The 20,015-nt window shown below is 68.8% G+C and carries 17 protein-coding genes and 1 tRNA gene; 16 read left to right on the forward strand and 2 right to left on the reverse strand.

What is annotated here, in order from left to right; translation table 11 throughout:
• The first annotated feature begins 2 nt into the window (after nt 1-2).
• The 10 genes from ABZX11_RS13725 (at nt 3) to ABZX11_RS13770 (ending at nt 11,118) form a co-directional block, all read left to right on the forward strand.
• Complete coding sequence (locus ABZX11_RS13725; protein WP_354912964.1) at nt 3-956, forward strand: Ppx/GppA phosphatase family protein; 954 nt, start codon at nt 3-5, stop codon at nt 954-956.
• A gap of 236 nt (nt 957-1,192) precedes the next feature.
• Nucleotides 1,193-2,818 carry an ABC transporter substrate-binding protein gene (locus ABZX11_RS13730; RefSeq protein WP_254897128.1) on the forward strand — a complete coding sequence of 542 codons (1,626 nt, stop codon included), beginning with the start codon at nt 1,193-1,195 and terminating at the stop codon, nt 2,816-2,818.
• 88 nt (nt 2,819-2,906) lie between these two features.
• On the forward strand, nt 2,907-3,836 hold the full coding sequence (locus ABZX11_RS13735; RefSeq protein ID WP_354912966.1) for an ABC transporter permease: 930 nt from the start codon (nt 2,907-2,909) through the stop codon (nt 3,834-3,836).
• Nucleotides 3,829-4,782: an ABC transporter permease gene (locus ABZX11_RS13740; protein ID WP_176174844.1), complete on the forward strand. Its 954-nt coding sequence runs from the start codon at nt 3,829-3,831 to the stop codon at nt 4,780-4,782. Before ABZX11_RS13735 ends, ABZX11_RS13740 begins: the two co-directional genes overlap by 8 nt.
• Before the next feature lie 5 nt (nt 4,783-4,787).
• A complete protein-coding gene (locus tag ABZX11_RS13745; protein WP_176174845.1) occupies nt 4,788-5,789 on the forward strand; it encodes an ABC transporter ATP-binding protein in 1,002 nt (333 codons plus the stop codon).
• Nucleotides 5,776-6,813: a dipeptide ABC transporter ATP-binding protein gene (locus ABZX11_RS13750; protein ID WP_176174846.1), complete on the forward strand. Its 1,038-nt coding sequence runs from the start codon at nt 5,776-5,778 to the stop codon at nt 6,811-6,813. Before ABZX11_RS13745 ends, ABZX11_RS13750 begins: the two co-directional genes overlap by 14 nt.
• Before the next feature lie 74 nt (nt 6,814-6,887).
• A complete protein-coding gene (locus ABZX11_RS13755; RefSeq protein ID WP_354912969.1) occupies nt 6,888-8,612 on the forward strand; it encodes a S8 family serine peptidase in 1,725 nt (574 codons plus the stop codon).
• A gap of 85 nt (nt 8,613-8,697) precedes the next feature.
• Nucleotides 8,698-9,534 carry a hypothetical protein gene (locus tag ABZX11_RS13760; RefSeq protein ID WP_354912971.1) on the forward strand — a complete coding sequence of 279 codons (837 nt, stop codon included), beginning with the start codon at nt 8,698-8,700 and terminating at the stop codon, nt 9,532-9,534.
• A gap of 46 nt (nt 9,535-9,580) precedes the next feature.
• Nucleotides 9,581-10,336, forward strand: coding sequence for a hypothetical protein (locus ABZX11_RS13765; protein ID WP_354912973.1), 756 nt, complete (start codon nt 9,581-9,583; stop codon nt 10,334-10,336).
• On the forward strand, nt 10,333-11,118 hold the full coding sequence (locus ABZX11_RS13770) for a hypothetical protein (protein WP_354912975.1): 786 nt from the start codon (nt 10,333-10,335) through the stop codon (nt 11,116-11,118). The genes ABZX11_RS13765 and ABZX11_RS13770 overlap by 4 nt, the downstream gene beginning before the upstream one ends.
• Here the strand turns inward: ABZX11_RS13770 and ABZX11_RS13775 are convergent.
• Nucleotides 11,096-12,589 (reverse strand): peptidase S10, encoded by a 1,494-nt coding sequence (locus tag ABZX11_RS13775; protein WP_176174851.1) that lies wholly within the window; start codon nt 12,587-12,589, stop codon nt 11,096-11,098. The two genes, ABZX11_RS13770 and ABZX11_RS13775, sit on opposite strands and share 23 nt — an antisense overlap.
• A 37-nt stretch (nt 12,590-12,626) precedes the next feature.
• Here ABZX11_RS13775 and ABZX11_RS13780 point away from each other — a divergent pair, with 37 nt between their 5' ends.
• The 6 genes from ABZX11_RS13780 (at nt 12,627) to ABZX11_RS13805 (ending at nt 18,664) form a co-directional block, all read left to right on the forward strand.
• Entirely contained in the window at nt 12,627-13,139 is a 513-nt protein-coding gene (locus ABZX11_RS13780; protein ID WP_354912977.1) for a hypothetical protein, read from the forward strand.
• Nucleotides 13,136-13,819, forward strand: coding sequence for a uracil-DNA glycosylase (locus ABZX11_RS13785; protein WP_176174852.1), 684 nt, complete (start codon nt 13,136-13,138; stop codon nt 13,817-13,819). The genes ABZX11_RS13780 and ABZX11_RS13785 overlap by 4 nt, the downstream gene beginning before the upstream one ends.
• An 84-nt stretch (nt 13,820-13,903) precedes the next feature.
• Entirely contained in the window at nt 13,904-15,238 is a 1,335-nt protein-coding gene (locus ABZX11_RS13790; RefSeq protein ID WP_176174853.1) for an NAD(P)/FAD-dependent oxidoreductase, read from the forward strand.
• 200 nt (nt 15,239-15,438) lie between these two features.
• The gene (locus ABZX11_RS13795) at nt 15,439-16,770 is read left to right on the forward strand and encodes a ricin-type beta-trefoil lectin domain protein (protein WP_354912980.1); all 1,332 of its coding nucleotides are present in this window, start codon (nt 15,439-15,441) and stop codon (nt 16,768-16,770) included.
• 23 nt (nt 16,771-16,793) lie between these two features.
• Nucleotides 16,794-16,870 (forward strand) — tRNA-Leu (locus tag ABZX11_RS13800).
• A gap of 630 nt (nt 16,871-17,500) precedes the next feature.
• Nucleotides 17,501-18,664 (forward strand): DNA cytosine methyltransferase, encoded by a 1,164-nt coding sequence (locus tag ABZX11_RS13805; protein WP_354912982.1) that lies wholly within the window; start codon nt 17,501-17,503, stop codon nt 18,662-18,664.
• 656 nt (nt 18,665-19,320) lie between these two features.
• On the opposite strand, the gene ABZX11_RS13810 is transcribed toward ABZX11_RS13805, so the two are convergent.
• The gene (locus ABZX11_RS13810; RefSeq protein WP_354912984.1) at nt 19,321-19,977 is read right to left on the reverse strand and encodes a hypothetical protein; all 657 of its coding nucleotides are present in this window, start codon (nt 19,975-19,977) and stop codon (nt 19,321-19,323) included.
• Between the last annotated feature and the right edge of the window lie 38 nt (nt 19,978-20,015).

Raw genomic sequence — 20,015 nt, forward strand, 5'->3', positions numbered from 1 at the left:
GCATGCCTCGTGTTGCCGCGATCGACTGTGGGACCAACTCCATCCGCCTGCTCGTCGCCGAGCTGACGCCGCGCCACGACGGCACGGTCGACCTGCGCGACCTGCACCGCGAGATGCGGATCGTCCGGCTCGGCCAAGGCGTCGACGCCACCGGCGAGCTGGCCCCCGAAGCGCTCGAACGCACCCGCGCCGCGCTCGCCGACTACACGATCGCCGCGCGGCGCAAGGGCGTGGAGAAGGTGCGCATGGTCGCGACCTCGGCGACCCGCGACGCGAAGAACCGCGACGAGTTCTTCCGCATGACCCGCGAAACCCTCGGCGTCGAGGCCGAGGTGATCACCGGCGACGAGGAGGCGCGGCTGTCGTTCACCGGCGCGGTGGGCGAGCAGGACCCGGACGACGGCCCGTTCGTGGTGGTCGACGTCGGCGGCGGCTCGACCGAGCTGGTCCTCGGCACCTGGGACGGCCGCCGGGCCGAGGTGACCGCGGCGAAGTCGGTCGACATCGGCTGCGTGCGGATCACCGAGCGCGCGCTCAAGAGCGACCCGCCGACGGCCGAGGAGATCGCCGCCGCCCGTGACCTGGCGGGCAAGGTGCTGACGGACGCGTTCGACGTGGTCGACGTTTCCCGCGCCCGGACCTGGATCGGCGTCGCGGGCACGGTGACGACGCTGTCGGCGATCGCGCTGGGCCTGCCGGAGTACGACAGCGACCGGGTGCACCTGTCCACATTGAGCGCGGCGGAAATCGACCGGCTCGCCTCGGAGCTGCTGCACAGCGACCACGCCGGCCGCGCGGCCAACCCGGTGATCCACCCGGGCCGGGTGGACGTGATCGGCGGCGGCGCGGTGGTGGTCCAGACCCTCGCGGAACAGCTGGCCGCTCGGGGCGGTCCGACCGAGCTGGTGGTCAGCGAACACGACATCCTCGACGGCATCGCCCTCTCCCTCGCCTGACCGACCGTTCGGCCGCCCCAAAGGGCTTGGGGCACAAGCGAACCGTGGGTGATCGCGCCATGACCTGCTGTCCGCGCTGGGCCGTCCGGAGTATCCGGATTCCTACGTTGGTCGTGCTCCAACCAGGTGGTCCCGACGGTCGTCACACATTTGCAACACCGCAGTCCTGTGATCGGCTTCATCGCCCCCGATAGCGTGCGTCTCACCTTTCGGACACACCGGATATGGAGGGGATCATGCGTCGTTCGCGCAGGCTCTGGGGACCCACGGTGGTGATGACTTCGCTGGCGCTCGTGCTCGCCGCGTGCGGTGGCGGGTCGGGCAGCTCCGCGGGCGCCGGCGAGACGAACCCGGACGGCGCGGTCAGCGTCTACGGCACCGAACCGCAGAACGCGCTGGTCCCGACCAACATCAACGACCTCGGCGGCACCAAGGCGATCCAGGTCATGTTCGCCACGCTCGTCGGCTTCAAGGGCGCGGACGCCAAGCCGTTCAACCTGATGGCCGACTCGATCACGACGACCGACTCCAAGGTCTACGACATCAAGATCAAGCAGGGCTGGAAGTTCCACGACGGCACCGAGGTGAAGGCGCACAACTTCATCGACGCCTGGAACTACGGCGCCTACGCCCCGAACGGCCAGCTCAACACCGACTTCTTCTCGAACATCCAGGGGTACACCGACGTCCACCCCGCGGACGAGAACGCCAAGCCGGCCACGGACAAGATGTCGGGCCTGGTGCAGAAGGGCGACTACGAGTTCCAGGTCACCCTGGACGCGCCGTTCTCCGTGTTCGACATCAAGGTCGGCTACCAGGCGTTCGCGCCGCTGCCCGACGCGTTCTTCAAGGACCCCAAGGGCTTCGAGCAGCACCCCATCGGCAACGGCCCGATGAAATTCGTCTCGCGGACGCCGAACCAGGACATCAAGCTCACCCGCAACGACGACTACAAGGGTGACGACAAGGTCCACTTCAAGGACCTCGACATCAAGATCTACTCCAGCCAGGAGACCGCCTACCAGGACCTGCTGAGCGGGCGGCTCGACTTCATGGAGGCGCTGCCGCCGTCGGCCGTCGCGGGTGGCAAGTACAAGAACGACCTGGGCGACCGGCTCGTCACCGGCCACCTGCTCGGGATCAGCACCATCGCCGTGCCGTACTACGTGCCCGGGTACAACAACCTCGAGCTGCGCAAGGCCATCTCGATGGCGATCGACCGCGCGCAGATCACCAAGACCGTCATGAACGACACCTACGTGCCGGCGGACGGCTACATCTCGCAGGGCATCCCGGGGTACCGGCCGGGCGTCTGCCAGTTCTGCAAGTACGACCCGGCGGCGGCCAAGGAGGCCTTCGCGAAGTCCGGGTTCAAGGGCAAGCTGACCATCGCGTCCAACGCGGACGGTGGCCGCAAGGAACCGCTGGTCGCGGCGTGCAACAGCATCAAGAACACCCTCGGCGTCGAGTGCGACTTCGTGCCCGCGACCGACTTCGGGCAGTGGCGCAGCATCGTGACCGGCCACAAGCTCACCGGCATGGGCCGCTCGGACTGGTCGGCGGACTACCCGTCCATCGAGGACTTCCTCAACCCGATCTACAAGACCGGTGGCTCCTCGAACGACTCGACCTACTCGAACCCGCAGGTCGACGCGCTCCTCGAGAAGGCGGACGCCACCGCCGACAAGGACGCCGCGGTCAAGCTGTACCAGCAGGCCGAGGACCTGATCGCGAAGGACCTGCCGTCGATCCCGACGTGGGACGAGAAGGGTGTCGCGGCGAAGTCGAAGAACCTCAAGTCGGCGGCGCTGGACTTCCGCCGGATGCCGGACTACCCGTCCATCGAGGTCCTGAAGAAGTAGCCGCGGCTCCCACCACCACGCCGTCGTGGGTGGCGAGGCGGCACCCGCCTCGCCACCCACGACGGCCGGCGCGCACTAGGAACTCTTGATGACCCGCTATGTCCTGCGACGGCTGCTCCAGCTGATCCCGGTGTTCTTCGGCACCACGTTCCTCATCTACGTCCTGGTCTGGGCCGTGCCCGGCGACCCGTTCTCCGGCAAGTGCGGCCAGGTCGCCTGCCCGCCGGCCTACATCGCGCAGATGACCGAGAAGTTCCACCTCGACGACAACATCTTCGTCCAGTACTTCAAGTACCTCGGGAGCCTGTTCACCGGCGACTGGGGCGAAACCTTCAACGGCACGTCCGTCGGCGAGCTGATCGCCACGTCCTACCCGATCACCCTGCGCCTCGCGGTGATCGCGGTGGCCATCGAAGCGGTCATCGGGCTGACCGCCGGCGTGCTGACCGGCCTGCGCGGCAAGGGCTTCCTCGACAACCTCGTGCTGGTCTCGACCACGTTCCTGATCTCGCTCCCGGTGTTCGTCACCGCGATCGTGCTGCAGCTGGCCCTGGGCGCCAACGGCCTCGGCTGGATCGAAGCGAGTGTCTCGGACGACCCGAGCGTCGGCGAGCTCATCGTGCCGGGCATCGCGCTCGGCACCCTGTCCATGGCCTACGTGGCCCGGTTGTCCAGAACGAGCATCGCCGAGAACCGCCGCGCCGACTACGTCCGGACGGCGATCGCGAAGGGGCAGCCGCAGAGCCGGGTCGTGCTCGTGCACCTGCTGCGCAACTCGGTGATCCCGGTGCTCACCTTCCTCGGCACCGACCTCGGCACCCTGATGGGCGGCGCGATCGTCACCGAAGGCGTGTTCAACATCAACGGCCTCGGCGGCCTCATCTTCCGCGGGATCCAGAACCGGGAGAGCGCGACGGTCGTCGGCGTGGTCGTCCTGCTGGTGCTGGTGTACCTGCTGATGAGCCTGGTCGTCGACCTCCTCTACGCCGTTCTCGACCCGAGGATCCGCTATGACTGACCCGAACCTGATCGGCGGCGGCGGGGCCGACGCGGCCGAGCTGTCCCGTGTGGACGATTCGGCCACCGGTCCGCAGAAGCCCCGCAGCCTGTGGAGCGACGCCTGGCGCCAGCTGCGGCGCAAGCCCGCGGTGATCGCCTCGGCGGTGATCATCCTGTTCATCGTGCTGATCGCGGTCGCCCCCGGCCTGTTCAGCTCGCGGGACGCCGGCTTCAGCGACCTCACGCACGCGAACGAGGGGCCGTCCGCGGACGCCTGGTTCGGCTACGACAACCAGGGCCAGGACGTCTACGCCCGCACCATCTACGGCACCCGCGCGTCGGTGCTGGTCGGCGTGTTCGCGACGCTGCTGACCGTCCTCATCGGTTCGGTGGTCGGCATCATCGCCGGCTACTACGGCCGGCTCGTGGACAGCCTCCTGTCGCGCTTCGGCGACATCTTCGCCGGCCTGCCGTTCGTGCTCGGCGCGATCGTCATCCTGACGACGTTCAACGCGCCCGGCACCAACCCCGGCGCGGTCACCATCATCGTCCAGGTGGTCTGCTCCATCGCGGTGCTGAGCTGGCCGGTCGGCATGCGGATCATGCGCTCGGCCACGCTGGTGGCCAAGCAGCTCGACTACGTCAAGGCCGCGCGCGGCCTCGGCGCGAGCACCCCGCGCATCATCTTCCGGCACCTGCTGCCCAACACGATCGCGCCGGTGCTGGTGTACGCCACCATCGCGCTCGGCGCGTTCATCGGCGCCGAGGCGACCCTGGCCTACCTCGGCATCGGCGTGCGCGCACCGGTCATCTCGTGGGGCGTGCTCATCGCCGACTCGCGGGACTACTTCCGGAACGACCCGCACATGCTGCTGTTCCCCGGTGCCTTCGTCACCCTGACCGTGCTGGCCTTCGTGATGCTCGGCGACGGCATCCGCGACGCGCTCGATCCGAAGTCGAGGTAGCTCCCTTGTCCGACAACGAACTCCTCCTCGAAGTCGAAGACCTGCACGTCGAGTTCCGGACGTCCGACGGCGTGGCGAACGTCCTCAACGGCGTCAGCTACTCGGTGCACGCCGGGGAAACCCTGGCCGTGCTCGGCGAATCCGGGTCCGGCAAGAGCGTCACCGCCCAGACGGTGATGGGGATCCTCGACATGCCACCCGGCGTGATCACCGCCGGCGCCGTTCGCTGGCGCGGCGAGGACCTGCTGACCGCGACCGAGGACCGCCGCCGCGAGGTGCGCGGCAGCGAGATCGCGATGATCTTCCAGGACGCGCTGTCCGCGCTGAACCCGGTGTTCACCGTGGGCTTCCAGATCGAGGAACAGCTGCGCGTCCGGCTCGGGATGTCCAAGAAGGACGCCCGGAAGCGCGCGATCGAGCTGCTCGACACCGTCCGCATCCCCGCCGCGGAACGCCGGATCAAGGACTACCCGCACCAGTTCTCCGGCGGCATGCGCCAGCGCGCGATGATCGCGATGTCACTGGCCCTCGACCCGGACCTGCTCATCGCCGACGAGCCCACCACCGCCCTCGACGTCACCGTCCAGGCCCAGATCATGGACCTGCTGGCCGAGATCCAGGCCGAACGCAAGATGGGCCTGGTGCTCATCACGCACGACCTCGGCGTGGTCGCCGAGGTCGCCGACCGGATCGCGGTGATGTACGCGGGCCGGATCGTCGAACAGGCCGACGCCGTCGAGCTGTTCCGCGCGCCCGCCCACCCCTACACTGCCGCGCTGATGGACTCCCTGCCCCGGCTCGACCTCAAAGGACAGACGCTGGAAACCATCAAGGGCCTGCCGCCCAGCCTGCTCGACATCCCGCCCGGCTGCCCGTTCCACCCGAGGTGCAAACGAGCCGAAGCGAAGTGTTCGGCAGAGGTCCCGCCGCAGCACGCGATCGGGTTCGGCCGCACCAGCGCGTGCCACTTCGCCGAAGAGGTGGTGAGCTCCCGTGGCAGTATCTGATTCCGCCTCCGCTGGGAAAAGCACGTCGGCGGACCCGATTCTCTCGGTCACCGATCTGCGGAAGTACTTCCCGGTGCGCACCGGGATCCTCTTCAAGCGCACGATCGGCCAGGTCAAAGCGGTCGACGGCGTCTCGTTCGACCTGATGCCGGGCGAGACGCTCGGCGTCGTCGGCGAGTCCGGCTGCGGCAAGTCGACCCTCGCCCAGGTCCTGATGCGCCTGGAGGAACCGACCGGCGGCACCGCGGAGTTCGAGGGCCGTGACATCTTCGCCATGCGCGGCGCCGAGCTGCGCAAGCTGCGGCGCGAAATCCAGATCGTGCTGCAGGACCCGTACACCTCCCTCAACCCGCGGATGACGGTCGGCGACATCGTCGGCGAGCCGTTCGAAATCCACTCCGAAGTCGCGCCCAAGGGGTCGCGGGCGGGCAAGGTCCGGGAACTGCTGGAGGTGGTCGGCCTCAACCCGGAACACCTCAACCGCTACCCGCACCAGTTCTCCGGCGGCCAGCGCCAGCGCATCGGCATCGCCCGGGCGCTCGCGCTGCGGCCCAAGGTGATCATCTGCGACGAGCCGGTGTCCGCTTTGGACGTCTCGATCCAGGCGCAGGTGATGAACCTGCTCGGCGACCTGCAGGGCGAGTTCGGCCTGTCCTACGTCTTCATCGCGCACGACCTTTCAGTGGTGCGGCACCTGTCGAACCGGGTCGCGGTGATGTACCTCGGCAAGATCGTCGAGCTCGGCACCGACGAGGAGATCTACGAACGACCGTCCCACCCGTACACCCAGGCGCTGCTGTCCGCGGTGCCGGTGGCGGACCCGTCGGTGCGCGGGCGCCGCCAGGTGATCCGGCTGACCGGTGACGTGCCGAGCCCGCTGGATCCCCCGTCCGGGTGCCGGTTCCGCACGCGGTGCTGGAAGGCGCAGGACCGCTGCGCGACCGAGGTGCCCGAGCTGGTGCCCAGGACGGACGGGCACTTGTCAGCTTGTCACTTCGCCGAGCAGAAGTCGGTTGTTCCATAACGTACTTTTTGCCGTTGTACGCGCTATGTCCGATCTATACGGTGCAGGAACCGCTTTCCGCGAGGAGGAGAAACGTGAAGAGACCCAGGCTTCTGGCCGCGGTGCTGGCCGTGCCGCTGTTCGGCGCGGTGTCCGCCGTCGCGGTCCCGGCCGCGTCGGCGCAGCCCGCGCTGTCCGGCCCGGCGACCGAGTTCACCGTGCTCGCCAAGGACGTCCAGAGCATCGGCAGCGCCCAGCAGGCGATCAAGGCCGCGGGTGGCACGGTCCTGGAGACCAACACCGCGGTCGGCCTGATCAGGGCCAGCGCGCCCGCCACCGGCTTCACCGAGCGCGTGGCCACCAACCGCGCGGTCTTCGGCGCGGCCAAGGCGCAGGTCATCGGCTCGGTGCCGAAGAACGGCAAGAAGACCAAGGGTGACGCCGGGGTCGAGAAGGAGGGCCGCGGCGGCGCCTCCAAGAAGGCGGCGGCGAACAAGGCCGTCGGGATGGACCCGCTGGACGACCAGCTCTGGGGCCTCAAGTCCGTCCGCTCGGACCTCTCGCGCACCAAGCAGCCGGGCAGCAAGCAGGTCAAGGTCGGCGTCATCGACACCGGCATCGACGGCACGCACCCCGACATCGCGCCGAATTTCGACGAAGCCGACTCGCGCAACTTCACGCGTGACATCCCGACCGACGTCAACGGCGTCGAGGTGGACGGCCCGTGTGAGTTCCGCGGCTGCGTCGACCCGGCCAACCACGACGACGGCGGCCACGGCACGCACGTCGCCGGCACCATCGCCGCCGCGGCCAACGGCTTCGGCGTCTCCGGTGTCGCGCCGAACGTGACGCTGGTGAACATCCGCGCCGGCCAGGACTCGGGCTACTTCTTCCTGCAGCCGACGGTCGACGCGCTGACCTACGCCGGTGACGCGGGCATCGACGTCGTCAACATGTCGTTCTACACCGACCCGTGGCTGTACAACTGCACGGCGAACCCGGCGGACTCGCCCGCCGAGCAGGCCGAGCAGCGGACGATCATCGAGGCCACCCAGCGCGCGCTGAACTACGCGCACCGCAAGGGCGTCACGATGCTGGTCGCGCTGGGCAACCAGCACACCGACCTCGGCAAGCCGCTGCCGGACACCACGAGCCCTGACTACCCGGCGAACACCACGCACCCGCGCACGGTGGACAACGCGACCTGCCTCAACCTGCCGGTCGAGGGCAACCACACGATCGGCGTCAGCTCGTTCGGGCCGTCGCAGAAGAAGGCGGACTACTCGAACTACGGCCTCGAGCAGATCTCGGTCTCGGGCCCCGGCGGGTACTTCCGCGACTACTTCGGCACGCCGTGGTACCGCACGGTCCAGAACGAGATCCTCTCGACGTACCCGAAGAACGTGGGTGTCGCGGAGGGCAACATCGACGCGGACGGCAACATCACCGAAGCCGGCCTGGCCGCGGGCGTCCAGAAGGCCACGGCCGCGGACGGCCGCGTCGGCTACTACCAGTGGCTGCAGGGCACGTCGATGGCCACGCCGCACGCGACCGGCGTCGCGGCGCTGATCGTCTCGCAGTACGGCAAGAAGTCGCACGGCGAGTTCGGGATGGACCCGGACAAGGTCCAGCGCGTCCTGGAGGGCACCGCGGCGAAGATCGCCTGCCCGGTGCCGCGCACGGTGGACTACCTGAACGAAGGCCGCCCGGCCGAGTTCACGGCCACCTGTGAAGGCGACCCGTCGTTCAACGGCTTCTACGGCCACGGCGCGGTCGACGCCTACTCGGCGGTGACCCACGGGTCGCAGTACCTGAAGTAGCACCGATCCGGCAAGAACCGCCCCGGGAAGGCAACCTTCCCGGGGCGGTTCGCGTGTACGGGGGGACGTGGGGGGAGTGTTGTCGTTGATCGTTCGCGAACCGGCGCTGCCGGTGGACCCGAGGCTGCCGGGCGAGCCCACGGTGCTCGAGGTCGGCTGGACGCGGCTGTGGCTCGGCAAGCGCGGGGTCCTGGTGTGGCTGCCGACGCGGCTGCTCGCACTGCGCGTGGGCGGGCGCGCCATCGGCGCACGGGGAACACCGGCGTACGCGATCGTCTTCGCGGCGCTGTGGTCGTTCAGCGCGCCGTTCTTCAAGGAGGTGGACCTGCCGGGGAAGGCCGCGAGCATGGCCCTGCTCTTCGCCGCGTTCCAGGTGGTGCGCTGGCGCCGGACGCAGAGCCGTGAACAGCTCGCGGAGCGCCTGACGGGTGCCGGACCCCCGCTCCCGCTCCGCGTGGCGGCGAAGCAGGTCGGCTGGTGGTTCCTGAGCTCGACGGCCTTCACGTTCGTCGGCGGGGCGGCGCTGTGCGCGGCCTCGTTCCTGACCCAGCCGCAGTTCACCGGGAAGCACTGGTACCCGCCGTCGGTCGAGATCGGCGTGCACACGTTCGCGCTGGCGGCCGGCGCCGGCGCGACCGTGCTGGTGCTGGGCCGGGTGCTCCGCGCACCGGTCCTCGCGGAGGACGAGGCGTCGCGCGCGGTCGACCAGGTGCTGCGCGCCGAGGACGTCTACCGGTTCGCCCCGTGCGCGGTCTACGCCGTGCTGGCGCTGCCGGTCTTCGTCGTCGACTGGGCGTTCCCGGGTTGGCTGGGGTGGTCGGCGCTGGTGTACCTGGTCACGGCGGTCGTCCTGCAGCTGCTGGGGTGGGCGGCGGTCCGCCACCGGTACCGCCGGCTGCCGCCCGGCTTCTACGGCCGGTAAACCTTTTCGCCGCTTCGGGCGGGTAAATCGGACAGGGGGAGGTTCGATGGTGGAGACAGCGTGGACGACGCTCGCCGAAAGACAGGGGGCGCGGGCGTGGCTGGCCAGGCACGGCGTGGCGGTGGACGAGCCGACGCCGCTGCTCGCGGTACGCGTCGGGGCCCGGGTGCAGGCCACGCGGTCATACCCGGTGCACGCCGTGCTTTCCGGCGTGGTCTGGATGGTCGCCCTGCTCCCACCGGTCCCGGTGCTCGCGCGGTTCCTCGTGTTCACCCTGGCCAGCGCTGCCTACCCGCTGCTGCAGTGGCGCCGGGCGCGTGCGGCCGACCGCGCCGCCGCCCGCCTGGTACCGCCGGGCGCCCGGCCGCCGCTGCGGGTGGCGGCCGCACAGGTGGGCCCGTGGTACCTGGCCGGGGTGGCGACGACGTTCGCCGGCGGTGCGGTGCTGTGTGCCGTGTCCGCGGCGAACCCGGTGGCCTGGGCGGTGGCACTGGTCATCGGCGGGGCGTGCTCGGCGCCGGTTTTCGAGCGGGCCCTGCGCGCCCCGGTGATCGCCGAGGACAAGGCATCGGCGGCTGTCGACGCGGCCTTGCGGGCCTACGACACCCGGGCGTTCGTGGTGCCGTTCCTGTTCACGTTCCTGCCCTGGATCGATCTGTCCACGAGCTGGCCCTGGCCCCCGGCGCGGCTCGTGCCGCCGCTGGCGTACTTCGTCCTGGTGGTGGTCTTCTACGCCCGAGCTGCGACCGGCTTCCGGCGCCTGCGGTTGCCGCCCGGCCGCTACGGGACGGTGACCCCGTGACCGCCGCGGTGACGGAGGCGGAGCGGACGGCGGCCGGGCGCTGGCTGGTCAAGCACCGCGTCGACGTGCCGACGATGACCGACCTGCTGGCCATGCGGCTCGGCTTCCGCGCCGGTGCGCGGCCGCCGGGGACGTGGCGGTGGGTCATCGTGGCCGTCCTGGCCTACGTGGCCGCCACGATCGGGTACTTGACCCTGGCTTTCCTGCCCGGCGTCCGCGGCGGGCAGCTGGCGGGCGGCTCGTTCGTCTACTTCATCGTCATCGGCCAGCAGCTCGGCTACTGGCTTCCGGCGCGGGTCCGCGACCGCCAGGCGCTGGCGCGGTTCGGCACGCTCGCCGGCCCGCCGCGGACCGAACTGGCCGGCTGGTTCCTCGCCGTGGAGCTGGTCACCTTCGGCGGCGGCGCGGCGCTCGCGGTGACGATGTTCGCCACGACGCCGTACCGCACCTACGCGGGCAGCTGGCTCCTCCTGCTGGCTCTGGGGGCGGCGGTCACGACCGCGATGGCGGCCGGCGTCTTCCGGCGTCCCGTCATCGCGGAGGACGCGACGTCCCGGGCCGTCGACTCCGCCCTGCGGCTGCACGACCTGCTCATGACGATGCCGGGGTTCTACGCCGTTCCCCTGCTGCTCGAACCGCTGGCCGGCCAGCCGCAGCAGCCACCGGAGTGGCGGCCGTGGCTGGCCGGCTACGCGCTGCTCGCGGTGGCGCTGCAGGTCGTCGTGGGCGTCCTGCAGTGGCGGCGGCTGCGGGCCGTGCTCAGCGGTTCGACGCCCGCTTGACGAACTTCGCCAGGTCCTTCGACTGCTGCACCCGCGTCGGCTCGTGGATGTACATCATGTGGCCTGCCGGGTAGTACGCCGTGTCGATGTTCTCCCGCAGCTCCTCGGGGATCTGCAGGTGGGCCAGCACGTGCTCCGCCGCGTAGTAGGCCGTCGCGCCGTCGTAGTGGCCGAACGCCACGTGCACCTTCAGGTGCGGGTTCGCCCGCATCGCCGCGCTCAGCGAGTCCACCACCGAGACCGACCGGCCCTCGAAGTCCGCGTACGACCAGGCCCTGTTCGTGTCCTCGTTGATCAGCTCGTACGGCAGGTCGTTGGCGTAGCCGAGCTCCGCCCGCACGTAGTGGTTGAACGCCGCCGCGTACGCGCCGATCACCCGCGAGATCGACGGGTCGTCGCTCATGTGCTCGCGGCCGCCGTCCGGCTCCCACGTCGTGAAGCGGCCGTCCATGCGGCCGACCACCAGGCCGCGGTCGCGCAGCAGCTCCGTGAAGAACCGGACGTGCTCGATCCGCAGGTTCACCCGGTCCACATAGGACTCGCTGAGGCCGGTCAGCGACGCCAGCGTGGCCACCGCCTCCGTCCGGTCCTGAGTGGACAGCCGGGCGCCGCGGGACAGCGCCCACGGCAGGTCCTTCGCCGCGAAGTCCTCCGCGTCGGCGAGGACGTCGTCGAGCGGGCGCTCGCCGTGCAGGCCGTGGTAGTGCGCGATCGCCGCGTACGTCGGCACGAACAGCGAGTACGGCAGGTCGTTGCCCTCGGTGAACCGCAGCGTGCCCAGGTCGAGCACCGAGGAGATGAGCAGCAGGCCGTTCAGGTAGAGCCCGTGCCGGTCCTGCAGGTGCGCGGCCAGCCCGGCGGCGCGCAGCGTGCCGTACGACTCGCCGGCCAGGAACTTCGGCGACAGCCAGCGCTCGTGCCGCGACACCCACAGCCGGATGATCTCGCCGACCGACTCGATGTCGCCCTTGAACCCGTGGAAGTCCTTGGTCTCGCCGCCTTCGGAGGCGCGCGAGTAGCCGGTCGACACCGGGTCGATGAAGACGAGGTCGCTGTGCACCAGCAGCGTCTCGGGGTTGTCGGCCAGCCCGTAGGGCGGCGGCACCAGGTCGTCGACGTCGCCGGAGAGCACCCGGCGCGGCCCGAGCAGGCCCATGTGCAGCCAGATGCTCGACGAGCCGGGCCCGCCGTTGAAGGCGAAGGTCACCGGCCGCGTCCCCGGGTCGGCGTCGTCGAGGGTGTAGGAGGTGATGAACACCTCGGCCTTCGCCTTGAAGCCCTCGGACTTGCCGTCCTTGACGATCTCCTTGCGCAGGACGATCCGGCCCGCCTTCGCCGTGTACGCGAGCTTCTTGCGCTTCACGGTGAGCGTGTGCTGGGTGGTGACGATGTCGTCGGTCGGCTCGGCCGCGATCTCGGTCGGCGCCGCGGCCGTCGGCTCGGGGGCCTCTTCGGGGGTGCTGTCCGCCATGGACCCAACTTAGCCGGGCCTGTGGCAGGGTGATCCGGTGCCCATCGAGGACTGGCCGTCGACGGTCGAGGAGGCGCTGGCGGTGCAGGACCGGCTGCGCGGCCGGGTCGAGCCGGCGGACGACAGTCCTGAGCTCCCGCCCACGGTGACGAGTCTCGACGAGTTCTCCATGTGTGTGGGCCTGCGGGAGCCGGCGGCGCGGGCGCGAGCCGGCTGCCACGAACGGCCCGGTCTGCTCGCTCCTCACCCGTCCTCACGCGTGCCGATCGCGCTGAGCCGGGTGTTCGATGAACTCGTCGCCGCCGGCCGCCGGCCGTCGCACCCTCGGTGCTCCGGTGCGCTGACCGGGCGGCGGCCGGCGTCCGGCTGCACCGCACCTCGGGTCGGCGAATCGCGCGCCGAGCCTGGCGCCCACCGCTCGCGGATGCGGTCGGAGAACCCGGAGGAGAGCGAGCCGGGTTACCCCTCCGAGGGGCGCCCGAGCGCCCTGGCTTCGCGCTACCGGCTGCTCGAAGTCGCGCTACGGGCCTCCCCGGCGGCGCTGCGATGAGGTCCCTGGCCGACCTCGACGCCGCCGTCGCCGGTTGCCGTGCCTGCCCGCGGCTGGTGGCCTGGCGCGAAGGCGTCGCCGGCACAAAGGCGGCCTTCCGCGGCGAGGAGTACTGGGCGCGTCCGGTGCCGGGCTTCGGCCCGCCGGACGCGTCGCTGGCCGTCGTCGGGTTGGCGCCCTCCGCGCACGGCGCCAACCGCACCGGCCGGATGTTCACCGGCGACCCATCGGGTGATTTCCTGTTCCGCGTCCTGCACGAGGTCGGGCTCGCTTCGCAGCCGACGTCGACGGCCATCGGCGACGGCCTCGAGCTCTACGGCACCCGGCTCGTCTCGCCCGTCCGGTGCGCGCCGCCGGAGAACAAGCCGACACCCGCCGAGCGGGACACCTGCCGTCCGTGGCTGGCGGAGGAACTGGCGCTGTTACGTCCGACACTGCGCGCGATCGTGGTGCTCGGCGCGTTCGGCTGGCAGGCGTTACTGCCCGTGCTGGAGGCGGCGGGCTGGCCGGTGCCGCAGCCGCGCCCGGCGTTCGGGCACGGCGCCGTCGTGGAGCTGGGCGACCTGCGGCTTTTCGGCTGTTATCACGTCTCGCCGCGCAATGTCCAGACACGCCGCGTGACCCACGCCATGGTTGCCGACGTCTTCCGCGCCGCGACCTCGGTGACAGCGCCGGACTGAATCGTTACGGAAACCGCAGCGACGCTGGTCACAGCGGGATGGGGCCCCCGAGCGGGGTCGCGGCGAAGGTGTCACCATGAGGACATGGCTGCTGCGAAGTCGAAGTCGGAACCGACTCGGATCCTCGTCCTCGGTGGTGGGTACGTCGGGCTCTACACGGCGTACGGCCTCCAGAAGATGCTCCGGGCCAACGAGGCCTCCGTGACCGTCGTTGACCCGCAGCCCCACATGACCTACGCGCCGTTCCTCCCGGAGGCCGCGGCCGGCGCGATCGAGCCCCGGCACGTGGTCGTGCCGCTGCGGCGGGTGCTGAAGCGCTGCCACGTGCTGACCGCGCGCGTCACCAAGATCGAGAACGACAAGAAGTCCGTCACCGTCGAGGCGGCGGACGGCCACATCGAGCAGCTGGGCTACGACGTCCTGGTCGTCGCCCTCGGCGCGGTGGCGCGCATCCTGCCGATCCCGGGCCTGGTCGAGGAGGGCATCGCCTTCAAGACCATCGGCGAGGCGATCTACCTGCGCAACCACATCATGACCAAGCTCGACGAGGCGGCCAGCACGCTCGACCCCGAGCTGCGCAAGCGCCTCCTGACGTTCACGGTGGTCGGCGGCGGTTTCGCCGGCATCGAGGCGCTGGCCGAGCTCGAGGACATGACCCGGTTCGCGGTGGAGAACTACTACCCGAACATCAAGACCTCCGACATCCGCTGGGTGCTCGTCGAGGCGGCCGGCCGCATCCTTCCCGAGGTCCGCGAGACGCTCGGCGTGTACACGGTCGAGCAGCTGGAGAAGCGCGGCATCGAGGTCTACCTGTCGACCGCGGCGAAGTCGTTCGAAAACGGCCACGTCGTCCTGTCGGACGGCACGGAGTTCGACACGGACACGATCATCTGGACGGCGGGTGTGAAGGCCAACCCGGTGCTGGCCAACTCGGACCTGCCCCTGGACAAGCGGGGCCGCCTCGAAGCCACGGCGGCGATGCAGGTGGTGGGCCACCCGGACGTCTGGACGGCGGGCGACAACGCGGCGATCCCGGACCTGTCCCGCACGGAAGAGGACCCGACGGCGACGTGCCCGCCGAACGCCCAGCACGCGGTCCGCCAGGCCCGCCTGCTGGCGAAGAACATCATCAAGGTCCTGCGCGGCGGCAAGCCGAAGGACTACTTCCACAAGAACCTGGGAGCGGTGGCGAGCCTGGGCCTCCACAAGGGTGTCGCGGACGCGCTGAACTTGAAGATCAAGGGCTTCCCGGCCTGGCTGTTCCACCGCGCGTACCACCTGAAGGCGATGCCGACGTGGAACCGCCGGATCCGCATCCTGTTCGACTGGATCCTCGGCGGGCTGTTCCGGCGTGAGGTGATCTCGCTGGGGCAGATCAACAACCCGAAGGACGAGTTCGCCCGGGTTTCGAAGTCCTGACGCTCTTTCGCTGAACGCCCCCGGCCTGTCTTGGTCGGGGGCATTCGTCGTTTTCGGGGCTATTGCAGGGAAATGACCGGCTGTGTGCCGGTGAGTGACATGGTCTGGACAACTGGGCCGGTGAGCGGGTAAACCCTTTCTTCACAACGCGGAATAAGTCCGCTCCGGCTCCCTCCCACGGTCCCCTCCTTGGAGCTCGCATGCGCGTTTCCCGTGCGCTCGCCGCGGCACTGCCCGCTGTCGTGAGTGCTGCCGTCCTCGCCACGACCCCCTCGACCGCCGCCGCGGCCGGTGGCGCCTTCCCCACCCACTACGCGGCGCCCTACCTGCAGATCAGCGACGCCGACGCCGGCCAGATGGCCGCCGACATGAACGCGACCGGCACGAAGTTCTACACGCTGGCGTTCCTGACCCCGCAGTCCGGCTGCACGCCGGTGTGGGAGGCGAACGGCACCGGCGTCGGCTCGTTCAAGTCCCAGATCAGCGCACTGCAGGCGGCGGGCGGCAACGTGATCCCGTCGTTCGGCGGCGCCGAAGGCGGTGAGCTGGCCCAGACCTGCACGAACACGGCCAGCCTGACCGCGGCGTACGCGAACGTGGTGAACACCTACGGCACGCCCCGCCTCGACTTCGACATCGAGGGCGGCGTCCTCGGCGACACGGCGTCCAACCAGCGCCGCAACTCGGCACTGGCGGCGCTGCAGCAGCAGAACAGCGCGGTCCAGGTCGACTACACGCTGGCGGTCGACCCGACGGGCATTCCCGGCAACGAGCTCGACCTCCTGCGCGACGCGAAGGACAAGGGCGTCAAGGTCAGCGTGGTCAACCTGATGGTGATGGACTTCTACGACGGCCAGCCGGTCCTGGGCGACGCCCTGTCGGCAGCCCGGGCATCGGCGTCGCAGCTGGCGAGCCTGTACGGGATTTCGACCACGGCGGCGTACGCGATGATGGGCCTGACCCCGATCGCGGGCCGCAACGACGACGGCGCCCAGTTCAGCCAGTCGGACGCCCAGCAGCTGGAGAGCTTCGCGGCTGCGAACGGCGTGGCGGAGCTGTCGTTCTGGGAGCTCCAGGACTACGACCGGGCGACCGGGTACGCGTACTCGAGGATCTTCAACGCGATCACGGGCGGCACGACCACCCCGCCGCCGTCATCGGGCGGAACGATCACGGGCTACGGCGGCAAGTGCGTGGACGTGGCGGGTGCTGCCACCACCAACGGAACAACGGTGGACCTGTACACCTGCAACGGGACGAACGCCCAGCAGTGGACGGCTTCCACGGGCACTTTGCGCGCCCTCGGAAAGTGCCTGGACGTCGCGGCCGCGGGCACGGCGAACGGGTCTCGCGTGCAGCTGTACGACTGCAACGGAACGGGCGCCCAGCAGTGGACCCGCTCCGGCACCCAGCTGCTGAACCCGGCCTCGGGCAAATGCCTGGACGCAACCGGCCCCAGTTCGGCGGACGGAACACCCCTGCAGATCTGGACGTGCACGGGCGCGGCGAACCAGTCCTGGACGTTCAACTGAGGCGATCGCCTAGAGTGTGCGGTGCCCCCGTAGCCCAATCGGCAGAGGCAGTCGACTTAAAATCGATTCAGTGCGGGTTCGAGTCCCGTCGGGGGCACCACGCAGACCATCATCATCCGAACAGCCCGACCTGACCGGCATGCTGGTCATCGAGACGACGCACGACCTCTCCTCGAAGCGCGGTAGGCGATGATGAGCACGTCGGGCTAAACTTCCGGCGCTGGACCGGACCGTGCTTGGTCTACTCGTGGGTAGCAGACATCCGCCTATGCACGACGCACTAAAACGGTGCTGCGGCGCGTTCGCGGTCCTGCTCGCAGCGGGTGACCAGGTCGGTGACATCCTACACGTGATGATCGTGAAGTCGGCTGGCTGCGGGCCCGGGGGCACGGGTCCAGCGGGTAGCCGGTGCCGCGCACGGAGACGATGCGGGGCCGGTCCACCCGGCGTCGGTGAGCTTGCGGTGCAGCTGGCAGTTGTGCCCGACGACCCAGGGCGATGTTCGGCTCACCTTCCTCGACCAGGTCGCCCCTGAGTATCGGGGGGCCCGATGCAGTTCACCGGCCACACTGCGCAGACAGGCAGTCGACGCTGCCACGCGTCGGGCTCGTTCAGTTGCTGCAGCTACGGACGGGTACGCGTCAGTGGCGCCGGTGCCGAGGTAACCTGCAGACAGCCGGATCCTGGTCAATGCTCCAGACTGTCGGTGGATTCGACTAACCTGCACAGTGTGGGTACGAAACCGTTCACGATGATCGACCTGTTCGCCGGTTGTGGCGGCATGACCTCGGGTTTTATGGCCGCGAAGGAGTTCAAGCCGTCGATGTCGGTCGAGTTCGACCTACATGCCGCCGCTACCTACGCGGCCAACTTCGGAGAGTCTCACACTCGCCACGCGGACATCGCGACGATCCCGGACGACCAGATTCCCAGGGTTGATCTGATCATCGGGGGGCCACCCTGCCAAGGATTTTCAAACCTTGGCTCGCGCAACGTGGACGATCCGCGGAACAAACTCTGGAAGGAGTACATCCGCTTCGTTAGGCACGCGAAGCCGAGGGTGTTCGTGATCGAGAACGTCGATCGGTTCTTTTCGTCCAGCGAGTTTGCGTTGCTGCAAGCCGAAGCCGCGCCAGAAGGCCTTTTGGAGGACTACGAGTTGTCTTCCGGGTTCCTGCTCGCCGCGGATTTCGGCGTCCCGCAGCGGCGGAAAAGAACCATCGTAATCGCTTCGAGAATTGGGAAGATTCCACTGCCCGCGCCGACGCACGCCCGCCCGGGGACCCTGGGTGACCTACCTGAATGGCACACCACTCGTGACGTTCTATCCGGTCTACCCGAAAAGCCCGTCACGACAGAGCTGCCAGCGTCGAGGGTCAGATTTTTCGGCGAGAACGTGCCAGGCGTCTTCAAGAGCTCCGATCTCCACATCGGTCGTAAGCCGGTCGAGCGGTCTCTGGAACGCTACCGGCACATTCCGCCGGGTGGTGGTCGTTTCAACCTACCCGATCATCTGCTGTCGCGGTGCTGGCGGGAGAAGAAGGCCGGCACCACCGACGTCATGGGGCGGATGCAATGGGACATGCCGTCGTTGACGATCCGCACGGAGTTCTTCAAACCGGAAAAAGGCCAGTACCTACATCCCCAGTGGGAACAGGACGACAACGGTCACAGTGTCGACCGACCGATCACCCACTGGGAGGCGGCTCGCCTGCAAAGTTTCCCTGACGACTTCCAGTGGTGTGGTACAAAGCTGCAGGTCGCCAAGCAGATCGGCAATGCGGTACCCCCGATGCTTGCTGAGGCCATCGCGCATCACCTGAAGCCGTACCTGCGTGGAGATAACCCGCGTACTCGAGAGCCGGTCTCGTGCCGGCTTTGTCGAGCGACCTGACAAGCCTGCCGTACAGAACTCCACGCATCCGGTCGGCCAGCCGATCGTCGTGTCCCCGCTGAGCTTCGTCATCGTGGTGGCCTGCGGCTGCGCTGGTCGGAGACAACGCGGAAACCCACCTCTTTCGATCTTCTCGGGATTTGCGATCCTTGTCGTCGTCGCGCTCCGTCCGAACCTGCCGATTGCCGTGGCGGTCAACACGCTGCTCGAGAGTCGACCGCAAGTCGTCGTGACCGAATCGTGTCTCTTCGGCCGAGGCTGGCCGCCGATGGGTTGCGTGGCTGGTCAGACAGGTTATTTACGTCCGTCGAGGTGCGAACGAGAGATGCTACCCGCGAGTCATGTTGCTTGCAATGCGTAATGGATCTTCCTCAGTTGGCGATAACTGCTCTAGTCGGCGAGATACACCGGGAGCTAGTGCCGACCTATCGGGGACGGAGGAGCGCGCTGATGAGTACGCGGCTTGAGCAGGCGGATGTCGGCGGTTCGGCCTTGCCGACGCTAGCCTTCTCACGGGCCGTGAGAAGGCTCGGCTATAGCCGGTCGCGAAAGGCTGCCGCTCTGGTCGATGACTCAGCCAAAGGCCCGGATGCTACCGTTTCGATCGAGTACAAAAGCTTTGATGGCGACCCGTCAACAAGCATGCCACGGGCGGGTCATGCGAGCAAACGGTAGCTGCCGGCCGCAAGTCGTGGATCTTGGTCGGCCGAGCGAATGTCCCAACCGCTGGTTCTCAAGTCATCGATCAAGGACGTCCAGTTACTGGTTTTGGCTACGTAATCAAGATCCTCGTGGTCGACGGCGTCAGGACTCACGGCCTTCAGCAATGCCAGGATGCGGTCGCGCGCTGTGCCGCCACTCTTCCGGATGTCCGAGGCGAGCCTCCACCTTTCCGCCAACCTGGCGTCGCGCTCTGGCCGGAGGAGTACGTACTCGTCGGTACGCAGCGTGGGGCGCTGAATCCCGCTCTCGATGGGCCATCCTTCCTCGACCCGCAGCTCGCGGACTCGTCGCGGCCATTCGGCGATTCCAGCGACTCCGGACAACTCCGGGCCGGAAATCACTTGCCCGACGTGTCGTAATAGGTACCGCAGCAAACGTTTCCGAGCGCCGCCCAGTCCGAGGAGGACGCCGACTCTTGCCATGCGCTCACGGTGCAAAGCCATGTTGAGCCCAACGGCGGCGCTCAGGTCTTGCCAGTCGTCTTCCGTCACTCTTTCGGCGGTACCGATATTGGCCAGCTGGTCTGCGGCGGCCAATAGGGCCTCTCGGGCGTCGGCGATGGCGGTGCGTAGTTCCTTGTCCGAATGCACGGGGGTAGTCTCTCACGTGATGTCTCACTTGCCAGCAG

This window comes from Amycolatopsis sp. NPDC004169 (assembly GCF_040610315.1).
In the GTDB taxonomy this organism is placed as follows: Bacteria; Actinomycetota; Actinomycetes; order Mycobacteriales; family Pseudonocardiaceae; genus Amycolatopsis.